This window comes from Pseudomonas sp. KK18 (assembly GCF_037094675.1).
GTDB lineage: Bacteria > Pseudomonadota > Gammaproteobacteria > Pseudomonadales > Pseudomonadaceae > Aquipseudomonas.
The window spans coordinates 3,963,540-3,981,809 of record NZ_CP146605.1 but is presented as its reverse complement, the minus strand read 5'-3'; the positions used below and the strand labels follow the sequence as shown (position 1 = coordinate 3,981,809).

The 18,270-nt window shown below is 62.4% G+C and carries 15 protein-coding genes; 5 read left to right on the top strand and 10 right to left on the bottom strand.

All coding sequences use genetic code 11. The annotated features are described in order from the left end of the window. Positions 1-4 precede the first annotated feature (4 nt). The gene (locus V6607_RS18080; protein WP_008432895.1) at positions 5-1,255 is read right to left on the bottom strand and encodes a ribonucleotide-diphosphate reductase subunit beta; all 1,251 of its coding nucleotides are present in this window, start codon (positions 1,253-1,255) and stop codon (positions 5-7) included. 333 nt (positions 1,256-1,588) lie between these two features. On the opposite strand from V6607_RS18080, the gene fae reads away from it, so the two are divergent. The 4 genes from fae (at position 1,589) to V6607_RS18060 (ending at position 6,124) form a co-directional block, all read left to right on the top strand. Beyond that, positions 1,589-2,101: a formaldehyde-activating enzyme gene (gene fae, locus V6607_RS18075; RefSeq protein WP_003212394.1), complete on the top strand. Its 513-nt coding sequence runs from the start codon at positions 1,589-1,591 to the stop codon at positions 2,099-2,101. 10 nt (positions 2,102-2,111) lie between these two features. Beyond that, positions 2,112-3,146 (top strand): aldo/keto reductase, encoded by a 1,035-nt coding sequence (locus V6607_RS18070; protein ID WP_102606526.1) that lies wholly within the window; start codon positions 2,112-2,114, stop codon positions 3,144-3,146. After that, complete coding sequence (locus V6607_RS18065) at positions 3,143-4,576, top strand: NAD-dependent succinate-semialdehyde dehydrogenase (RefSeq protein ID WP_134326769.1); 1,434 nt, start codon at positions 3,143-3,145, stop codon at positions 4,574-4,576. The genes V6607_RS18070 and V6607_RS18065 overlap by 4 nt, the downstream gene beginning before the upstream one ends. A gap of 174 nt (positions 4,577-4,750) precedes the next feature. Then, positions 4,751-6,124: an MFS transporter gene (locus tag V6607_RS18060; protein ID WP_023658895.1), complete on the top strand. Its 1,374-nt coding sequence runs from the start codon at positions 4,751-4,753 to the stop codon at positions 6,122-6,124. Here the strand turns inward: V6607_RS18060 and V6607_RS18055 are convergent. The 8 genes from V6607_RS18055 to V6607_RS18020 all read right to left on the bottom strand — a co-directional run bounded on the left by V6607_RS18055 (position 6,071) and on the right by V6607_RS18020 (position 16,012). Then, entirely contained in the window at positions 6,071-6,946 is an 876-nt protein-coding gene (locus tag V6607_RS18055) for a LysR substrate-binding domain-containing protein (protein ID WP_008432889.1), read from the bottom strand. The two genes, V6607_RS18060 and V6607_RS18055, sit on opposite strands and share 54 nt — an antisense overlap. A 143-nt stretch (positions 6,947-7,089) precedes the next feature. Further along, positions 7,090-8,259 carry a hypothetical protein gene (locus V6607_RS18050; protein WP_003218578.1) on the bottom strand — a complete coding sequence of 390 codons (1,170 nt, stop codon included), beginning with the start codon at positions 8,257-8,259 and terminating at the stop codon, positions 7,090-7,092. A gap of 84 nt (positions 8,260-8,343) precedes the next feature. Further along, positions 8,344-9,981, bottom strand: a complete 1,638-nt coding sequence (locus V6607_RS18045; RefSeq protein WP_134326768.1) for an ABC transporter ATP-binding protein — start codon at positions 9,979-9,981, stop codon at positions 8,344-8,346. Between the two features lie 2 nt (positions 9,982-9,983). Beyond that, positions 9,984-10,820 carry an ABC transporter permease gene (locus tag V6607_RS18040; protein ID WP_134326767.1) on the bottom strand — a complete coding sequence of 279 codons (837 nt, stop codon included), beginning with the start codon at positions 10,818-10,820 and terminating at the stop codon, positions 9,984-9,986. Then, on the bottom strand, positions 10,817-11,770 hold the full coding sequence (locus tag V6607_RS18035; protein ID WP_134326766.1) for an ABC transporter permease: 954 nt from the start codon (positions 11,768-11,770) through the stop codon (positions 10,817-10,819). Before V6607_RS18035 ends, V6607_RS18040 begins: the two co-directional genes overlap by 4 nt. Positions 11,771-11,838: 68 nt before the next feature. After that, on the bottom strand, positions 11,839-13,464 hold the full coding sequence (locus V6607_RS18030; protein WP_134326765.1) for an ABC transporter substrate-binding protein: 1,626 nt from the start codon (positions 13,462-13,464) through the stop codon (positions 11,839-11,841). Between the two features lie 389 nt (positions 13,465-13,853). After that, the gene (locus V6607_RS18025; RefSeq protein ID WP_003218567.1) at positions 13,854-15,080 is read right to left on the bottom strand and encodes a Xaa-Pro peptidase family protein; all 1,227 of its coding nucleotides are present in this window, start codon (positions 15,078-15,080) and stop codon (positions 13,854-13,856) included. A 50-nt stretch (positions 15,081-15,130) separates the two neighbouring features. Further along, positions 15,131-16,012: a hypothetical protein gene (locus V6607_RS18020; protein ID WP_008432881.1), complete on the bottom strand. Its 882-nt coding sequence runs from the start codon at positions 16,010-16,012 to the stop codon at positions 15,131-15,133. Positions 16,013-16,126: 114 nt separating this feature from the next. Here V6607_RS18020 and V6607_RS18015 point away from each other — a divergent pair, with 114 nt between their 5' ends. After that, complete coding sequence (locus V6607_RS18015; RefSeq protein ID WP_134326764.1) at positions 16,127-17,041, top strand: LysR family transcriptional regulator; 915 nt, start codon at positions 16,127-16,129, stop codon at positions 17,039-17,041. Here V6607_RS18015 and V6607_RS18010 read toward each other — a convergent pair. Then, on the bottom strand, positions 16,979-18,211 hold the full coding sequence (locus tag V6607_RS18010; RefSeq protein ID WP_102606013.1) for an MFS transporter: 1,233 nt from the start codon (positions 18,209-18,211) through the stop codon (positions 16,979-16,981). The two genes, V6607_RS18015 and V6607_RS18010, sit on opposite strands and share 63 nt — an antisense overlap. Between the last annotated feature and the right edge of the window lie 59 nt (positions 18,212-18,270).

Genomic DNA, 18,270 nt, shown 5'->3' with positions numbered 1-18,270 from the left:
TAAATCAATCCCAGCTCAGCGCGCCGCCAGTCTGGTACTCGATCACACGGGTCTCGAAGAAGTTCTTCTCTTTCTTCAAGTCCATGATTTCGCTCATCCAAGGGAACGGGTTAGTCGTCCCTGGATACTCTTCCTTCAACCCAATCTGCGACAGACGACGGTTAGCGATGAACTTGAGGTAATCCTCCATCATCGCCGCATTCATGCCCAACACACCGCGTGGCATGGTGTCACGCGCGTATTCAATCTCCAGCTGAGTCCCTTGCAGGATCATCTGGGTCGCTTCTTCCTTCATCTCGGCATCCCACAAGTGCGGGTTTTCGATTTTGATCTGGTTGATCACATCGATACCGAAGTTCAGGTGCATCGACTCATCCCGCAGGATGTACTGGAACTGCTCGGCCACGCCGGTCATTTTGTTGCGACGGCCCATGGACAGGATCTGGGTGAAGCCGCAGTAGAAGAAGATGCCTTCCAGTACGCAGTAGTAGGCCACCAGGTTGCGCAGCAGCTCTTTGTCAGTCTCAACGGTACCGGTTTCGAACTTCGGATCGGAGATCGAACGGGTGTACTTCAAGCCCCAAGCAGCTTTCTTCGCGACCGATGGAATCTCGTGGTACATGTTGAAGATCTCGCCTTCATCCATGGCCAGCGATTCGATGCAGTACTGGTAGGCGTGGGTGTGGATCGCTTCTTCGAAGGCCTGGCGCAGGATGTACTGGCGGCACTCCGGGTTGGTGATCAGGCGGTACACGGCCAGTACCAGGTTGTTGGCGACCAACGAATCCGCAGTGGAGAAGAAGCCGAGGTTGCGCATCACGATGCGACGTTCGTCGTCGGTCAGGCCTTCCGGATTTTTCCACAGGGCGATGTCGGCGGTCATGTTGACCTCTTGCGGCATCCAGTGGTTGGCGCAGCCGTCGAGGTACTTCTGCCAGGCCCAGTCGTACTTGAAAGGTACGAGTTGGTTGAGGTCGGCGCGGCAGTTGATCATGCGCTTTTCGTCAACGGCGACGCGGGCGGCGGAGCCTTCCAGCTCGGCGAGGCCTTCGGCGACGTCGAGTTTGTCGAGGGCGGCCTTGGCCCGGATGATCGCGGCGGAGTCGCTGGCGGTCACGTTGCGGGCTTCAAGGGCGGCAGCAGCGCCGGCGCCGTCGAGGCGGTCCATGTTGGCTTCGGTGGCGTGGCCGGCGTTGGCGCCCCGGATGACTACGTCACCGGTGTCTGGTTGATCTGCTTCATCCCAACTCAGCATTGAATTGCTCCTTCGTGGTCCGTCTGACGGCGTGGGCTTCGATTCACCCAGCGTGTTCAAAAATGTGCGTTTTGCAGGCTTCAAGGCATTGAAATACTGCGCATAGTGTGGTCGGTGTTCAGCGTTCTTGCACACTATGTAGTGGTTGTCTGTGTTTGTGGGCACACTATATGGGGTGTAACAACGATGGTCAACGCACAAGACCAGGCCGATGGTCGCAGGGCCATGACTAAAACTCACAGCCCCATGACTTTTAATGGTTACGGCCGCTACGCGGGCCAGTGCTAAAAATTCGCCAACCAGCTCCCCATAACAAAAAAGAGCGTTTGCGAAATGAAAGCACTTGATCTGTACATCGGCGAAGGCTTCGAAGGCCCAGGCGTCAATGCTGCCCACATCAACATCCTGATCGGCCCGCGCAACGGTCCGGCCGGCCAGGCGTTTGCCAACAGTTTGGCGTCGCCAAGCCAGGGCCATTGCCCGTTCATGGTGATTGCCCAGCCGAACATCCCGGTCAAACCCATGACCCTCTACGTCAACAAGGCCGCCATCGGCAGCGACCTGCACGGCAATGCCACCTGGGGCGCGTCCCAGGCCGGGATCGCCAAGGCGGTGCTCGAAGCCCTGCTCGACGGCACCCTGCCGCCGGAAGCCGAGGACGAGTGGGCGATTGTCACCGCCAACTGGGTAAACCCGGCCTGCGACGACCTGGATGCGGTCTACCTGAACAACTACAACGCCTGCCGCACTGCGATCCGCGCCGCCCTCACAGGCTTGCCGCACACCGCGCAACTGGCGGATGTGGTCAACCACATCAGCAACCCTTTCTACACGCCAAAAGCCTGAGGACATTCCCATGCAATACATCCGTTTGGGCAACTCCGGCCTGCAAGTCTCGCGCCTGTGCCTGGGCACCATGAACATGGGCACCCCGGACTGGAAACCGTGGATCTTCGACGAGAAACAAAGCGAACCCATCGTTGCCCATGCCCTGGCCAACGGCGTCAACTTCATCGACCTGGCGGACTTCTATTCCGCAGGCGTCGGCGAGGAAGTGGTCGGGCGCATCCTCAAGCGCGTTGCGCGCCGTGAAGACATCGTGGTCACCACCAAGGTCGGCTACGGCACCCGCAGCGGCATCAATGCCAGCGGCCATTCGCGCAAGCACATCATGGACAGCATCGACGCGTCCCTGAGCCGCCTTGGCATGGATTACGTCGACGTTTTCATGCTGCATTACTTCGACGTGAACACCCCGGTGGAAGAAACCATGGGCGCCCTCAACGACATCGTGCGTTCCGGCAAGGCGCGCTACATCGGCGTGTCGACCATGCTCACCGGGCAACTGGCAAAAATCCTCATGGCCTGCGAGCGCAATGGCTGGGTCAAGCCGATCAACATGCAGCTGCAACTGAACTGCGCCTACCGCGAGGAAGAGCGCGAGATGATCCCGTTCTGCCGCGACCAGGGCCTGGGCGTGTCGGTGTTCAGCCCGCTGGCCCGTGGCTTGCTCACCGGCGAAGTGCAGTCGACCCGCAACCAGACCGACTTCTTCACCCAGCAGATGTACAGCGACCAGGCGTCGTTCGACATCGCCCACTCGGTGCAACGTGTGGCCCGTGCCCGTGGCGTGTCCAACGCACAGATTGCCCAGGCCTGGGTGGCCAATCATCCGGGTGTGGACGTGATGCTGGTGGGCGCCGACACCACCGCACAATTTGATAGCGCGCTTGCAGCCCTCGACACCCAACTGGATGCCGAAGAACTGCACGAGCTGGAACGCAACTACACGCCGTGCGATGTGATCAACGACTACACCGCCGGCAAACGCATCTTGCGCAGCGCCCGTCCGGGCCTGGACCGTTTTAACCTGATAGAGGCCGTGGCATGAACCCGCTGATTCGCACAGGCAATTTCATTGATGGCCAATGGTCCAGCGGTGGGCCGGTCTACCCGGTGCTCAACCCGGCCAATGGTGCGCAGATCGCCGAAGTACAACGCGCCGGGGCTGAAGAAACCAACCTGGCCATTGCCGCCGCCAACCGCGCGTTGCCGGCCTGGCGCAAGCTCACCGCCAAGGAACGCAGCCAGCGCCTCAAGCGCTGGAGCGAGTTGATGCTGAGCAACCAGAAGGACCTGGCCCACCTGCTCAGCCTGGAACAGGGCAAGCCGCTGGCCGAAGCCATGGGCGAAGTGGTCTACGCCGCGAGCTTCCTCGAATGGTTTGCCGAAGAAGCCAAGCGTGCCTATGGCGACGTGATCCCGAGCCACAGGGCCGACGCGCGGATCATCGTGACCAAGGAAGCCATCGGCGTGGTCGCAGCGATCACCCCATGGAATTTCCCTCTGGCCATGGTCACCCGCAAGGTTGGCCCGGCGCTGGCGGCGGGGTGCACGATGATTCTCAAACCGTCGGAAGAAACCCCGCTGTCGGCCTTCGCCCTGGCGGTGTTGGCAGAACAGGCCGGGATTCCGGCGGGCGTGTTCAACATCGTGTCCGGCGATGCCGTGGCCATCGGTGGCGCACTGCAAGCCTCCAGCATTGTGCGCAAGCTGTCCTTCACCGGCTCCACCCGCACCGGCAAGCTGCTGATGCGCCAGGCCGCCGACACCCTGAAAAAGGTCTCCCTGGAACTGGGCGGCAACGCACCCTTTATCGTGTTTGACGATGCCGACCTGGACGCTGCCGTCAAAGGCGCCATGGCTTCCAAGTTTCGCAATACCGGGCAGACCTGCGTCTGCGTCAACCGCTTCTTCATCCAGGATGGTGTGTACGACGCGTTCACCCGCAAGCTGGCCGAAGCGGTCTCTGCGATGCGCGTCGGCAGCGCCCTGGACGGCGAAACCGAACAAGGCCCGCTGATCAATGCGGCCGCGTTGGCCAAGGTTGAAGCCCACGTCGGCGACGCCCTGGAGAAAGGCGCCAAGCTGCTGTGCGGCGGCCGTCGCCATGCCTTGGGCGGGACGTTCTTCGAACCGACCATCCTCACCGAAGCCCACGGCGAGATGCTGATTGCCCAGGAAGAAACCTTCGGCCCGGTGGCGGCCTGCTTCCGCTTCAAGGACGAAGCCGAAGTGCTGCAACGGGCGAATGACACGCCGTTTGGCTTGTCCGCCTACTTCTACAGCCGCGACATCGGCCGCGTATGGCGCATGGCCGAAGGCCTGGAAGCGGGCATGGTCGGGATCAACGAAGGGATCATCTCCACCGAAGTCGCACCGTTTGGCGGGATCAAGGAGTCGGGCCTGGGCCGTGAAGGTTCCAGGTACGGCCTGGAGGATTACCTGGAGATCAAATACCTGTTGATGGGCGGTCTCTGACCCCATTTACCCAAACAACACCGATCCAATGTGGGAGCGGGCTTGCTCGCGAAAGCGGTGGGCCTGCCACCACATGCATTGACTGACACACCGCCTTCGCGAGCAAGCCTGCTCCCACAGGGAAATGGGCTTGCCCGCTGTTACTCCGTCAAGAACAAAAATATGGAGAACACCATGTCCACCCAACCCATCAAAATCGACGACCTGCCCATCGGTCGCTTCCACCTTAAAATCGCCGGCCTGACCTTCGGTGCGCACTTCACCGACGGCTATATCCTCGGCCTGATCGGCATCGCCTTCACCTTGCTCAGCCCACAGATGCAACTGGACGCCTTCTGGCAAGGCCTGATCGGCGCCTCGGCCCTGATCGGCCTGTTTATGGGCAGCCTGTTCTTTGGCTGGATCTCCGACACCCTCGGCCGGCAGAAAATCTTCCTGGTCAGCTTCGTCCTGATCACCGTTGCCTCGGTGATGCAGTTCTACGCTGAAACCGCCATGGGCCTGTTCCTCTGCCGGGTGTTGATCGGTATCGGCCTGGGCGGCGACTTCAGCGTCGGCCACGCGATGCTTGCCGAGTTCTCGCCCAGGAAACATCGCGGGGTTCTGCTGGGCTCCTTCAGCGTGGTGTGGACGGTTGGTTACGTGGCCGCGACCTTTGTCGGCACCGCCATGCTCAGCCTCGGCGATGATGCCTGGCGCTGGATGCTCGCATCGTCGGCAATTCCTGCCGGGCTGATCCTGATCGCGCGCATCGGCACGCCCGAATCGCCGCGCTGGCTGGTCAACCAGGGCCGGATTGCCGAGGCCCGAGCCATCGTCAAGAAACACCTCGGCGAACACGTGGTCCTCGATGAAGAACCGTCGACGCAAACCCGTTCCGGCTACGGCGTGCTGTTCAGCCGTGAATACCGCAAGCGCACCGCGTTCAACTGCCTGTTCTTCGTGTGCATCGTGATGCCGTACTTCGCCATCTACACCTTCCTGCCGTCGATCCTGCAGAAGATGGGCCTGGCCGAAGGTTTTGGCACCGAGCTGATGCTCAACCTGCTGCTGATCATCGGCGCCTTGATCGGCATCTGGTGCACCGTGAAATTCTCCCGGCGGGGCTTTCTGATCAACTCGTTCATCATCCTGGCGGCGGCGCTGTTCCTGCTGGCGGTATTGCCGGGCAGCATGGCGTGGTTGATGGTGCTGACGTTCGGCGTCTTCACCCTGGTGCTGTCGGCGGTGAGCAACCTGGTGGGCGTATTCCCGGCGGAGAGCTTCCCGACCGAAGTGCGGGCCAGCGGCATCGGCCTTGCCACAGCCGTCAGCCGCCTGGGTTCGGCGGTGAGTACCTTCCTGTTGCCGGTGAGCGTAGCGGGGATCGGCCTGAGCCCGACCATGGGCATCCTCGCCGCTATCCTGGTGCTGGGGGCGATCATCTCCTGGGCCTGGGCGCCGGAAACCAAGGCGTTGACCTTGAGCCAGGCGTGCAAGGCCGAGCCTGCGGTGTCAGGGATTGCTCACCCGGTTCAACCACTGCGTAAACAACCGAACCTTGGATAAACCCTGCTTGTCACTTGCCACATCCAGCCAATAGCCATACGGGCCGATCACCTCCACCGGGGTGATCGGCAGCAGGCTGCCATTCGCCAGTTCGCGCTCGATCATCTGCCGGTCGATCACCGCGAGCCCACCGCCGGCCAGGGCGGTGTGGATCACCTGGTCCAGGGTGCTGAATTCCAGGCCCTGGCCTGCATCGATATCTTCCCGGCCCATGGCCGCCAGCCAGTTCTCCCAAACCTTCAAGCGCTTGCCGTCGTGCAGGATGTGCAGCAGCGGAAAGCGCCGCAGGTCGGGCGGCTGACCGTCGCTGAACAGTTCCGGGCTGGCGACGGCGATGTGGCGTTCCATCACCAACAGTTCACTGCTGCACTGCGTGGCCGCTTCCAGGCCGAAGCGGACCTGGCAGTCGATTTCCGCCAGGCTCGCGTGGGTGTTCTGGTGGGTGACGCTGAGGTTGATGTCCGGGTAACGCTCGCAAAACCGGCGCAGGTGGGCGGACAGCCAGCGGGTGGCCCAGGTGGGCGGGGCGACGATGCGCAGGCGCTGGCGCAGGTTGGGCACGCGCACGGCGTGCAGGGCGCGCTCGATATGGTCGAAGGCGTCGCTCAGGTGCGGGGAGAGGGCGAAGCCGGCTTCGGTCAGGGACAGGCCCTGGGGGGTGCGGATGAAGAGGGCGACGCCGAGGTAGTCTTCCAGTTGTTTGATCTGGCGGCTGACGGCACCCTGGGTGACGTTGAGGCCCACGGCGGCTTGGCTGAAGCTGCGGTGGCGGGCGACTTCTTCGAAGACACGGAGCATGTTGAGGGAGGGCAGTTGGCGCATGAAATGGATTCCACACCTGTTGTTTTTATGGTGTTTTTGGCGGCCTCTTCACGAGCAAGCCCGCTCCCACATTTGATCGGCGCCGCGGTCAAAATGTGGGAGCGGGCTTGCTCGCGAAGGCGTCAGTGAAGACGCCGCCTATTTTAGAAGTAGTAGCCAATGTTCATATACAACTGATTCTCCCACTGGTTACTCCCCCCAGCCCCCAAGCTCTCGGTATAGCTGCTCCCACCAATATACGGATCGTTCTTGCCGATCAACCACTCCGTGGCCACCCACAGTTTACTCACCGAAAACGACGTGCCCAGGATCACCCGCTGTGAGGTCTTGAACTGATCCTCGGACTTGTCAAACGCACTGTAGTTGGCATACAGCTTAACGCCGCTGACCTGGTCAAACAGGTATTTGCCACCCACGTCGTAGCTCAAGTCCGCCACATACAGATTGCCGCGGCTGGCCACGTTGAACGTGCCGTCATACCCGCCGAGGGTCACCACGCTGTCGGTGCCCGGGTTGCGCGGCGACATCTGCTGGCGTGCCGCCTGCAATTGCACGCCCCACGGGCCGTTCTTGCCCAGGTAGTGGATCGCCACCGCGTTGCGCCGGCCATCGTCGTTGGTGTCCTTGTTCTCCAGGGTGGAGGTCAGGCCGGACAGCCCGACTTCCGATTTCCACCCGCCCAGGTCCATGGCCTTGGCCACCCGCACCACCACGGTATTGCGTTCCTGGTTGTTGCTGCCGTCACCCACGTAGCTGTCGGCCTCGGAGATCACGCTGGAGTAGGTCACGCCCTTGCTCGTGCCTTTGCCTTGCCACGCCGGGCGCAGGTAGTAACCGGCCTGGATGTTCCAGTCACCGCTTTGCTGGATGTACTTGGCGCCGACCTGCTGCACATCTTCCAGGCCGATCACGTTGCCCAGGGTTTCGTAGAAGGTGCTGCCGAAGTACGGCTGCAAGCCAAACGGCACGGTGTTCAGGCCCACTTGCACCTGCTGGTCGGGGTTGAACTTGTAGCCCACCCAGGCGAACTTCGCGAACTGGATATCGCCGTAGTTCTTGGTGTACTGGTACGGGTAGGAGCGCCCGTAGAAACGGTACTGCGCTTCGCCGATCCAGGTGTCGGAATTGTACTTGGCGCTGAGGTACGCGGTGTCGAGGCCGAACTTCTGGATGTCGCGATCCGGGTCGTAGTCCCAACGGGCGCGCACGGCGCCGCCGAGGTCGAGGTTGTCGGTGACTTGAATGGCCATGGCCGGTGCCGCAAGGGCGCCAAGCACAGGGACCAGAGCGATGTAACGGAAGGTTGGTCGCATGGTTTTGCTCTCGTTATTGGTTATTTTTTGGCAACAGCAGCCCCTTGCCGCAACGAACGCTGCGACGCGGGGTAAAGGATTGACTCAGTGCGCTTGCGGGCGAATCAGCCGCAACGGCGGGCCTGCCGTGGGCAGCTCCGAGGCGCCGGGGGCGGCGGCCAGCAAGGTCTGGGTGTAAGTGTTCTGAGGTCGCAGCAACACTTGCTCGGCAGTGCCGTATTCCACGACTTCGCCCTGGCGCATCACCGCGATGTAGTCGCTGATCTGCGCCGCCACCCGCAGGTCGTGGGTGATGAACAGGATGCTCAGGTTCAGGCGCTGCTGCAGTTCGGCCAGCAGTTCCAGCACCTGTTTCTGCACCGAGACATCCAGGGCCGACACGCTCTCATCGGCGATCAACACTTCCGGGCGCATCGCCAGGGCGCGGGCGATGCCGATGCGCTGGCGCTGGCCGCCGGAGAACTGCCGGGGATTGCGCTTGAGGGCGTCGCGCTTGAGGCCCACCTGTTCCAGCAAATCACCGGCTTCAGCCCACGCATCCTTGGCCGACAACCCGCGCAATTGCGCAGCGCGGGCGATGATGTCGCCCACCCGGTGCCGAGGATTGAGCGAGCCATACGGGTCCTGGAAAATCATCTGGATGCGCCGACGATTCGCCGCCAGCGCCGAGCCGCGCAGGGCCAGGAAGTCGGTGTCACCGACCCATACGTGGCCGCTGTCGCTGTCCACCAGGCGGATCGCGGCTTTCACCAACGTGCTTTTGCCCGAACCGGACTCGCCGACAATCGCCAGGGTCTTGCCCCGTGGCAGTTGCAGCGAGACATTGCGCAAGGCCGCCACCGAGCTGCCGCCGACGGTGTAGGTCTTGGTCAGGTGCTCGATGCGCAATGCCAGCTCGCCGTCGGCACTTGGCTTGTGCAGCTCCGGGTGCAGCGCCGGCACGGCCGCAATCAGCTTGCGGGTGTAGGCGTGGGCCGGGGCATTCAGCACCTGGTCGCGCTCGCCGATTTCCACCAGCCGGCCGCCTTCCATCACCGCGATACGGTCGGCAATCTGCGCCACCACGCCGAAGTCATGGGTGATAAACAGAATGCCGTGTTGCCCGCGGCCGCGCAGTTCGCGCACCAGCTTCAGCACCTGCGCCTGGGTGGTCACGTCCAGCGCCGTGGTGGGCTCGTCGGCGATCAGCAGGTCCGGGTTCATCGCCAGCGCCATGGCAATCACCACTCGCTGGCATTGCCCGCCAGACAGTTGATGGGGAAAGCTGTTGGCGATGCGTGGCGGGTCCGGCAGTTGCGTCGACTCCAGCAGCGCCAGCATGCGCTCGCGGCGTTCAGCGCCAGGCATCTGCGGCGCGTGAATATCGAAGATCTCTTCCACTTGCTTGCCAATGCGAATCGCCGGGTTCAGCGCCGCCATGGGCTCCTGGAAAATCATCGCGATACGGTTGCCCCGCAGCTGGCTCAAACGCTCCTCGTCGAGGGTGCAAATGTCATCGCCGAGGAAGTCGATCACGCCTTCGGTATGCCGCAAACCCTTGGCGTAGTCGCCCATGATCGCCGCCGACAGCACGGACTTGCCGGAGCCGGACTCGCCGATCACGCAGAGGATTTCGCCCTTGCGCACTTCCAGGCTGATGCCTTGCACCGCGTGGCTGCGGTCGGCGCCGGCGGGCAATTCGATGGACAGGTTCTGCACCCGCAGTACTTGCGTGTGGTTCATGCTCAACTCCTTGCGCCTTTCTGGGCGTGTTCATCCAGGCCGTCCGCCAACAGGCTCAGGCCCAGCATCAGGGTGGAGATGGCGATGCACGGGAAGATCACCAGGTGCGGGAAGGCGATGGCCATGGCGCGGCCGTCATTGATCATGCCGCCCCAGTCCGGTGTGGGCGGCGGCAGCCCGAGGCCCAGGAAGCCGAGGGCGCCGATCATGATCGCGGTGTAGCCGATGCGCAGGCAGAAATCGACAATCAGCGGCCCGCCGCAGTTGGGCAGGATTTCCACCAGCATGATCCGCAGCGAGCCCTCGCCCTGGGTGATGGCGCTGAGCACGTAGTCTCGCGAGCGAATATCGATGGTCAGGGCGCGCATGATCCGGAAGATCGCCGGTGCGCTGGTGAAGGTCACCGCAATCAGGATATTCAGCGCCGAAGCGCCGAGGGCGATGATGATCACGATGTACAACACCAGCACCGGGAACGACAGCACCGTGTCGGCCACATACGACAGCACGCTGTCGACCCAGCCGTTGAAGTAGCCGGCGCACAGGCCCATGGCGATGCCCACGGCAAACGCGGTGAGCGTGGCGAGGATCGACCAGAACAGCACGGTACGGGTGCCCCAGATCAGCCGCGAGAGAATGTCGCGGCCAATCATATCGGTGCCCAGCAGGAAGCTCTGGCCGTTGTCGCCGACGGTCATTGGCGTGAGCAAGGGCGTGAAGCTTTCCAGCGGATCATGGGGCGCGATCCACGGTGCGAACAGCGCGATCAGCACCCAGCCGCCCACCAGCAGCAGGCCGAGCAATGCCAAGGGATGTTTGAACGAGTGCAGCAGGTTCATTGGGCACCTCCGCCAAGGCTGCGCAGGGTGATGCGCGGGTTGAGCCAGGTGTAGGCCAGGTCCGAGAAAATCTTGGTGATGCCCACCACCACGGCACTGACCATCGCGCAGGCTTCGATCAGGTACACGTCATGGTTCAGCGAGGCGGTGTACAGCAGCGAGCCGAAGCCCTTGTAGGCGAAGAACACCTCCACCACGATCACGTTCGACAGCAGCCACGGGATGTACAGCATGATCACCGTGACCGGCGCGATCAGCACATTGCGCAGGGCATGCCGCAGCACAATGCGTGAGGTCGACGCCCCCTTGAGCCGCGCCGTGCGGATGTACGGCGCCTGCATCACTTCCACCATCGAGGCCCGGGTGATGCGCGCCAGGTAACCGATGCCGAACAGGCACAGCACCATCAGTGGCAGCACCAATTGCACGACGCTGAAGCCTTCGCTCATGCTGCTCACACCGGGCAGCCAGTTAAGCCAGAACACAAAGATCGCGGAGACGAAAACCGCGCTGGCGAAGTCGGGAATCGAGGTGGTGACGATCGACAGGAACGACACCAGGCGGTCCAGCGCCGAGCCCTGGCGAATCCCGGCCAGAACGCCGAGGGTCAACGCCACCGGCACCATCACCAGCAAGGCCAGGCCGGCCAGGGTCAGGGTTTGCGTAAGGTTCGGCAGCAGCAGCTTGATCACTGATTCGCGAAAGTACACCGAGGTGCCCCAGTCGCCGCTGACAAAGTCCTTGAGCCACACCAGGTAGCGCCACACAAAGGGTTGGTTATAGCCATGTTCCGCCAGCCACGCGGCGCGCTGGTCGGCGGCGGAGTAGGGGCCGAGGACGTTGATCGCCACGTCTTCGATATTCAGTTCCAGGGCCAGGAACACGATCAATGACACCGACAGCAGGGTCGCCACCAGCGCCAATAACTTGCGCATCAGAAAATGAGCCATGGGTGCATGCTCCGACTGTTCAAGGGATGCCTGCCCGTGTGCGGGCAGGGAGGAGGGCGTGCGCTAAATCAAGCGCTCATCCACACACTGTCCATCGGGTAGAAGTCGGAAGGGTGCACCTGGAAGCCCTGGACCTTTTTGCTCACGGCGGTGAACTTGTCGCCCCAGAACGGCTGCACGATCACGCAGGCGTCCTGCAGGATGCGTTCGACATTTTCCATCGCCACGGCGCGCTGTTTCGGGTCGATGATGCCCATGGCCTTGTCCAGCGCGGCATCGAACGCCGGGTCGCTGTAATGGCTTTCGTTCCAGGCGCCACCGCCGCGGTAGGCCAGCTCCAGGGACATCACACCGAGCGGGCGATGGGCCCAGTAGGTCAGGCTGAAGGCGGCCTTGTCCCAGATCGGCCAGTACTGCGCGGCGGGGATCACCTTGAGGTTGATGCGGATCCCGGCTTCCAGGCAGTTCTGTTGCAGGATCTGCGCGCAGTCCTGTTCATAGCGGCCCTGGGTGTTGCCGACGATCAGGTCAATGTCGATGCCGTTGGGGAAGCCGGCTTCGGCCAGCAGCTTCTTGGCCGCCGCCACGTCGCGGTTGCGCTTGGGCAGCGGGAAATATTCGGGGTGGGAAGGCGCCACATGATGGTCTTCGCCGAGGGTGCCCATGCCGCGATAGGCGATCTTCAGCATCTGCGCGTTATCGGCGCACAGCACCACCGCCTTGCGGATGCGCAGGTCGGTGAACGGCTTCTGGTCGCAGGCCATGCGCATCACCACGGTTTGCGCCGACTTGCAGGTCAGCAACTGGGCCCCGGGCAAGCGCTTGGCCAGGTCCAGTTCAGCCACCGTCACGCGGTACAGCACGTCGACTTGCCCGGCTTGCAGGGCGGCGAGGTGGGTGGACACGTCGGTGCCCATGTCGATGTAGCGCAACTCGTCAAGGTTGGCTGGTTTGCCCCAGTAATCGGCGCGCTTGGCGAAGGTCGCCTGCTTGTTCACGGCGAATGAAACCAGCTTGAACGGCCCGGTGCCCAGCGGGTTTTTCGCCCAGTCGTCACCGGCCTTGAAGCTGCGGTGCACGATGGCGCAGGTGAAGGCGTTGAGCATCTCCGGGATCGCCAGGATCGGCCGCTTGAGCACCAGGCGGAACTGGAACTCGCTGACTTTTTCGAAGGCCTTGATGTCCTGGAACGCGGTGCGGTTCACCGACTTGGAATCGGCGGCGATCCAGCGTTCGATATTGTGCTGCACGTCGTCGACGTTGAAGGTGTCGCCGTTGCTCCACTTCACGTTCTGGCGCAGGTTGAAGGTCCAGGTAGCGAGGTCTTCCGACGGGCTCCAGCTCTCGGCGAGGTAAGGGTGGGTGATGTTGTCGGCGTCGACCCAGGTCAGGTATTCCACCGAGTTGCGCAGCAGGTTCGAGGCTTCGATCCAGGTGATCAGCATCGGGTCCTGGATTTCCTGGATCGCGCAGGCAAACCGCAGGCTGCCGCCCTGGCGTGGCTCGGCGGCCTGGGCGTCATTGCCCAGCAGTGCGGAACCGAGAAAGGTGCTGGCACTGGCGACGGTGATGCCCAGCAGCGCGGCCGTGCGCAGGAATTGGCGACGGTTGATTTCGCCGCTTTGCACTTGGGCACACAGATCATTTACGGCTGGATGCGGCGCGGCGCCGTCCAGGGTAGTCAATTCTTTCATAAGCCTCTCCGGTACTTGCGAATATGCGTTTTTTTGTTGAACCGCAAGGGTCAATGGCAAGCGCCGCGAAGGCGTGACCGTGACCGCTGTGAAGCCGGCAGAAGAACAAGGCGCAACGAAGTCGGGAGGGTGGCAATGGGACAGGACATAGGGCAGCTCTCATGTTGTTTTTATTAGAGATGCCCGCAGTTTTGTCATTTGCGCAAAGATCGACAAACGACAAATTCTGCGTTGGAACGTTCTATAAACGCATGTTACATATCGCTCCCCACCGACCGATCGTTCCCACGCTCTGCGTGGGAATGCCGCCCCGGACGTTCCGCGTCCCCTCTGCGAAACGGTGACGCAGAGCGTCACGGGATGCATTCCCACGCACAGCGTGGGAACGATCAGTACCTCAACAAGCGCGGGTCGAACGGGTAGTCGGAGAGCAACTCGATGCCGTGTTCGTGGATGTAGATCTGCTCTTCGAGCTTGACCCCTTCGCCGCCGTCGTCGTGGCCGATATAGCTTTCCACGCAGATGGTCATGCCGGCTTCGAACACGCCGTCGTAGCCCAGGGCATCAATATCTTCGCGATGCACCACGTAGGGGTATTCACCAGTCATGCCAACCCCGTGCACCAGGGCGAAGTAACGGTTGTTTTTGTAATGCTCGGGAATCTTCCAGGCCAGTTCCGCGTACTCCTTGAAACTGCGCCCGGCCTTGAGCATTTCCATGTTGGTCTGCACTTGCTCGTAGGCCAGTTTGTACAGCTCCTGCTGCTTGGCGGTGGCGGCTTGTTCACCGCACAGGAAGGTCCGCGAGAAGTCGGCGTAGTAGCCGAAACGCCCGACCACGTCAGTGTCCAGCGCTACCAGGTCGCCGGCTTCGATGGGCCGGGTGCTGCACTCCTGGAACCACGGGTTGGTGCGTGGGCCGGAGGACAGCAGGCGGGTCTCGACGTAATCACCGTCGGTGGCGATCACATGCTGGTGCAGGTGCGACCACAGCTCGTTCTCGCTGATGCCGGGGGTGAGTTTGCTTTCCATCAGGCGCACCCCGGCCTCGGTAGCGCGCAGGCTGGCGCGGATCATCTTGAGTTCGTTCGGCACCTTGATGCAGCGCGCACGTTCCAGCGGTTCCTGGGCGTCGAAAATCTGGTAGCCGAGCTTTTGCAGTTCGAAGGCTGCGGCGGAGGTGGCGCTTTCAATGGCGATGCGTTTGCCGCCGCCGCATTTGCGCACCAGCTCATCGATTTCCGCGGCCCAGTCGGCGGTGACATTGCCCAGGAAACTTTCGCAGAAGTAATAGGAGATGGCTTTGGCCGGACGCACTTCATCGACGGTGTTGAGGGTTTCGGCCAGGTGCAGGCAGCCGCCGAATTCGAACACCACCACCGGGCCTTCTGCCGGGATAAACGCATAGCGGGCCGGGTTGCGCGCCGAGTACACCTGCATGTTGCGCGAGCCGGTGGCGTAGCGCATGTGGGTAGGGTCGAACAGTACGCAGGCGGCGTAGTCGCGTTTTTTCAGTTCGTTGCGCACCCGTTGCAGGCGGTCCAGCTGGATCTGCTGGATCTCGTCATGGGTAGGTTCGCAGTCAGCGGGGTTGCGGTTGGGGCCGGACAGACTCATGGGGTGTTCCTCGCAGGGCAAATACGGTTTCAAGGTTTTTTAGGTATGAATCAGTCGAGCAACTGGTCGCTGCGGACCAGGTTGCGTTCGGCTTGCAGATGGGCTTCGGACAGGCGTCCGTAAAGCTGCTTGGTGCGCTGGGCACGGCCAATGATTCCGGGCTTTTCGGAGTAGGCGAAGATCGCCGTGTTGCGCTCGGTGGCGCCTTCCACGCGGGTCACCCGGTGCACCGAAAAACGCCCTTTGAATATCTGCAAATCGCCGGGATTCAGCTCCAGTTCCTGCACCCGCGAACGGTCCTCGCCACGCACCACCTTGCCGACGGCGCCGAGGTTCTCCTGGGTGCGCGAGCGAATCATCGGCGCGTACTCGAACAGGCCGCCGGCCTCGGGCTTCTGGGTCATCATGCTGACGATGAATTCGTTGGTATCGAAGTGCCAGGGCTGCTCGGTGCCGTCCGGCATCACGTTGATCACCAGCCCGGCGAACGGGTCGGCGTACTCGAAGATTTCCGGCTCATTCAGGCAGGCACCGATAAAGCGTTTCATCATCGGCGACACGTACAGCCGGTGGATGATCGCGTCCGGGGCGATCATGTCGCGGGTCACAAAGCCGCTGGTGCGCTCCATGAACGTGCGGCGCGGGTCATCGTGGGGCAGGGAGGTGTCGTCCTCGGTGAAGTAGGCGTTGACCTTGCGCACCGAATAAAACGTCTTGCCCGACAGCGCCAAACCTTCCAGGCGCGCCTGCTCAAGCGCTGCGGGGCGCAGGAAGTTCTTCAGCAGGCAGCAGCCGTCTTCGGCCAGTTCGGCCCGGGCGTGTTCGATCAGGGCCTGTAATTGAACATGGCCCGAATCATGTATGGGATACAGCTCGGTATTAATAATGTCGCTGATATCGCCCACTTCAGCGTCAGCAAGTTGAAGGCTCATGCAAGACTCCCGGAACTATCAGTTGGTGTTTTTTGGCTGACCCGATAGTTGCTGAACGAGGTGCAAAGTGGAAATTACAAGTTGTGATCGAATCCATCGGCGAGGGCGATAGTTATGTCGGGCGAACTGGATGGCACCCTGCTTAAAGTGTTTGTGGCAATTATCGAGTGCCAGGGGTTTTCGGCGGCCGCCGAGCGCCTGCACAAGACCCAATCCACCGTCAGCCAGAGCCTGCAACGCCTGGAAGACATCGTCGGCACGCCACTGATCCGCCGTACCAGCCGCTCGGTGGGCCTGACCCCCGGTGGCGAAACCTTTTTGATCTACGCCCGGCAGATCCTCAAGCTGCACAGCGAAGCCGTCAGCGCCGCGCAATTGCCCAATCAACAGGTGTGTATCCACCTCGGCATGCCCGAGGACTACGCCGAGTATTGCCTGGGCGGGATGCTCAAGGACTTCCAGGCGCAGTTCTCCCAGGTACGGCCCGATGTGTGCTGCGAGATGTCGACGGCCCTGGTGGGGCGCCTGCAACGGGGCGAGCTGGACCTGGTGCTGGGGGTGGAACACGCAGGTTTGCACAGCGGGGAATACCTGTGCGACGAGCCGTTGGTGTGGGTCGCGGCGCCCAGCTGGAGTTGCGTGGGGCGTCAGTCGGTGCCGTTGGCGGTGTACGCCGAAGGCTGCGCGTTCCGTGCGAACGCCGTGCAGGCGCTGGCCCAGTCCGGGCGCTCGTGGCAGGTGGTTTACACCAGCCAAAGCCCGCGCGGCATTGCGATTGCGATCGAGCAGGGCTTGTCGGTGGGCGTGATGGCGCGGCGCCTGGTGCCACCCGACTGGCAGATTCTGGACGAGCGCCAGGGCTTCCCGCCGATTGCGCCGGCACGCCTGATGTTCTGGCGTTCAGCCGGTTGCCAGGTGCCGGAAGTGGATGCCCTGGTGGAGATTCTGCGTCGGCAACTGGGCCACTCAGGGCATCTGGGCGGCCAGCGCTTCGCGGGTGTGTCGCTGGGCCATGCGCTTGAGCAATAACAGGCTGGCCAACACCCAGGCCGCGATCCAGCCGTGCACCACCGCAAATTCGCCAGTGACTTGCAGCAGCCAGCCGCACAAGGCATTGCCGGTGGCACTCGCCAGGCCGTAGCTGACCATGCTCAGGCTCACCACTTGCAGGCTGTGCACCGGGCTGAGCCGGGCACCGACGTAGGCAGCCATCAAGCCCCAACACGGGAAATAGAACAGCGCGAACAGCCCGGCCGCCAGCCAGCTCAGTACCAGGCTCGGGTGCCCGAGCAAGCCGAGCATGCTCAGACCAAACGCGCCGATACTCAGGGCCATCACCCGCAACGCCCCCCAACGATCTGCCAGCGTGCCCAGCAGCAAGCCGCCGATCACACCGCCGATCCCGATCAGCGTCCACATCGAGCCGGTGACGGAGGCGCTGGCCTGTAGCTGCTCGCTGACGAACGCCGACAGGAAATTCAGAAACGGCCCGCTGATGGCGCCGATAAACGCGCTGAGCAAGACGATCTGCATTGCCACCGGTTGTGCCACGCACAACTTCAGCCATTGGCGCAGCACTTGGTTCAGCGCCGGCGCCATGGTCTCGCGTGGTGTCGGTTGCTTGATCGGGGCCAGTGCCCACAGGGTCAACAGCGTGACAACCAGCGTCAACCCGGCGCAGATCAGCCAGAACTGGCGCAACGACAACCCCTGCAAGAGCGCGATCAACAGCCCGTTCAAGCACAGCGCAAAGGCTGAGCCCGAGGACGCCAGCCCCAGCACCCGGCTGCGATGTGTAGTCGGGATCACCTCTTGAGCGAGGGCCGAAATCGCGTTCCAGTTCGACACCGCGCAAGCCGACACCAGTGCCAGGCACAGGGCAAACGGCAGCACCCACGGCGTGGCGACGGCCAGGGCCAGCAGGGCGGGGCTGAGGACGATGGTCAGGCGCACCATATTGCGCGGGCTGATCCACGCCGCCGCCAGGCCGCTGGCAATCGAGGCGCCCATGTAGAACAGCTGCAACAGCGCGGCAATCAACGCGGCCTGGCTGTAACTGAGCTCAAAGGCCAGGCGGATCTGCGGCAACAGCGCCGAATACAGGAACACACTGAAACCGTGGGTGGTGGCGTTGCAGGCGGTAAACACCAGTGCCAGCAAGCCAATACTTCGCCGGGATGAAACGGGTGCGTTGGACATGGCGATGACTCGATAAGTTAATCGCGAAAGAGAGGGGCGAAGTTACAGGAAGTACATCG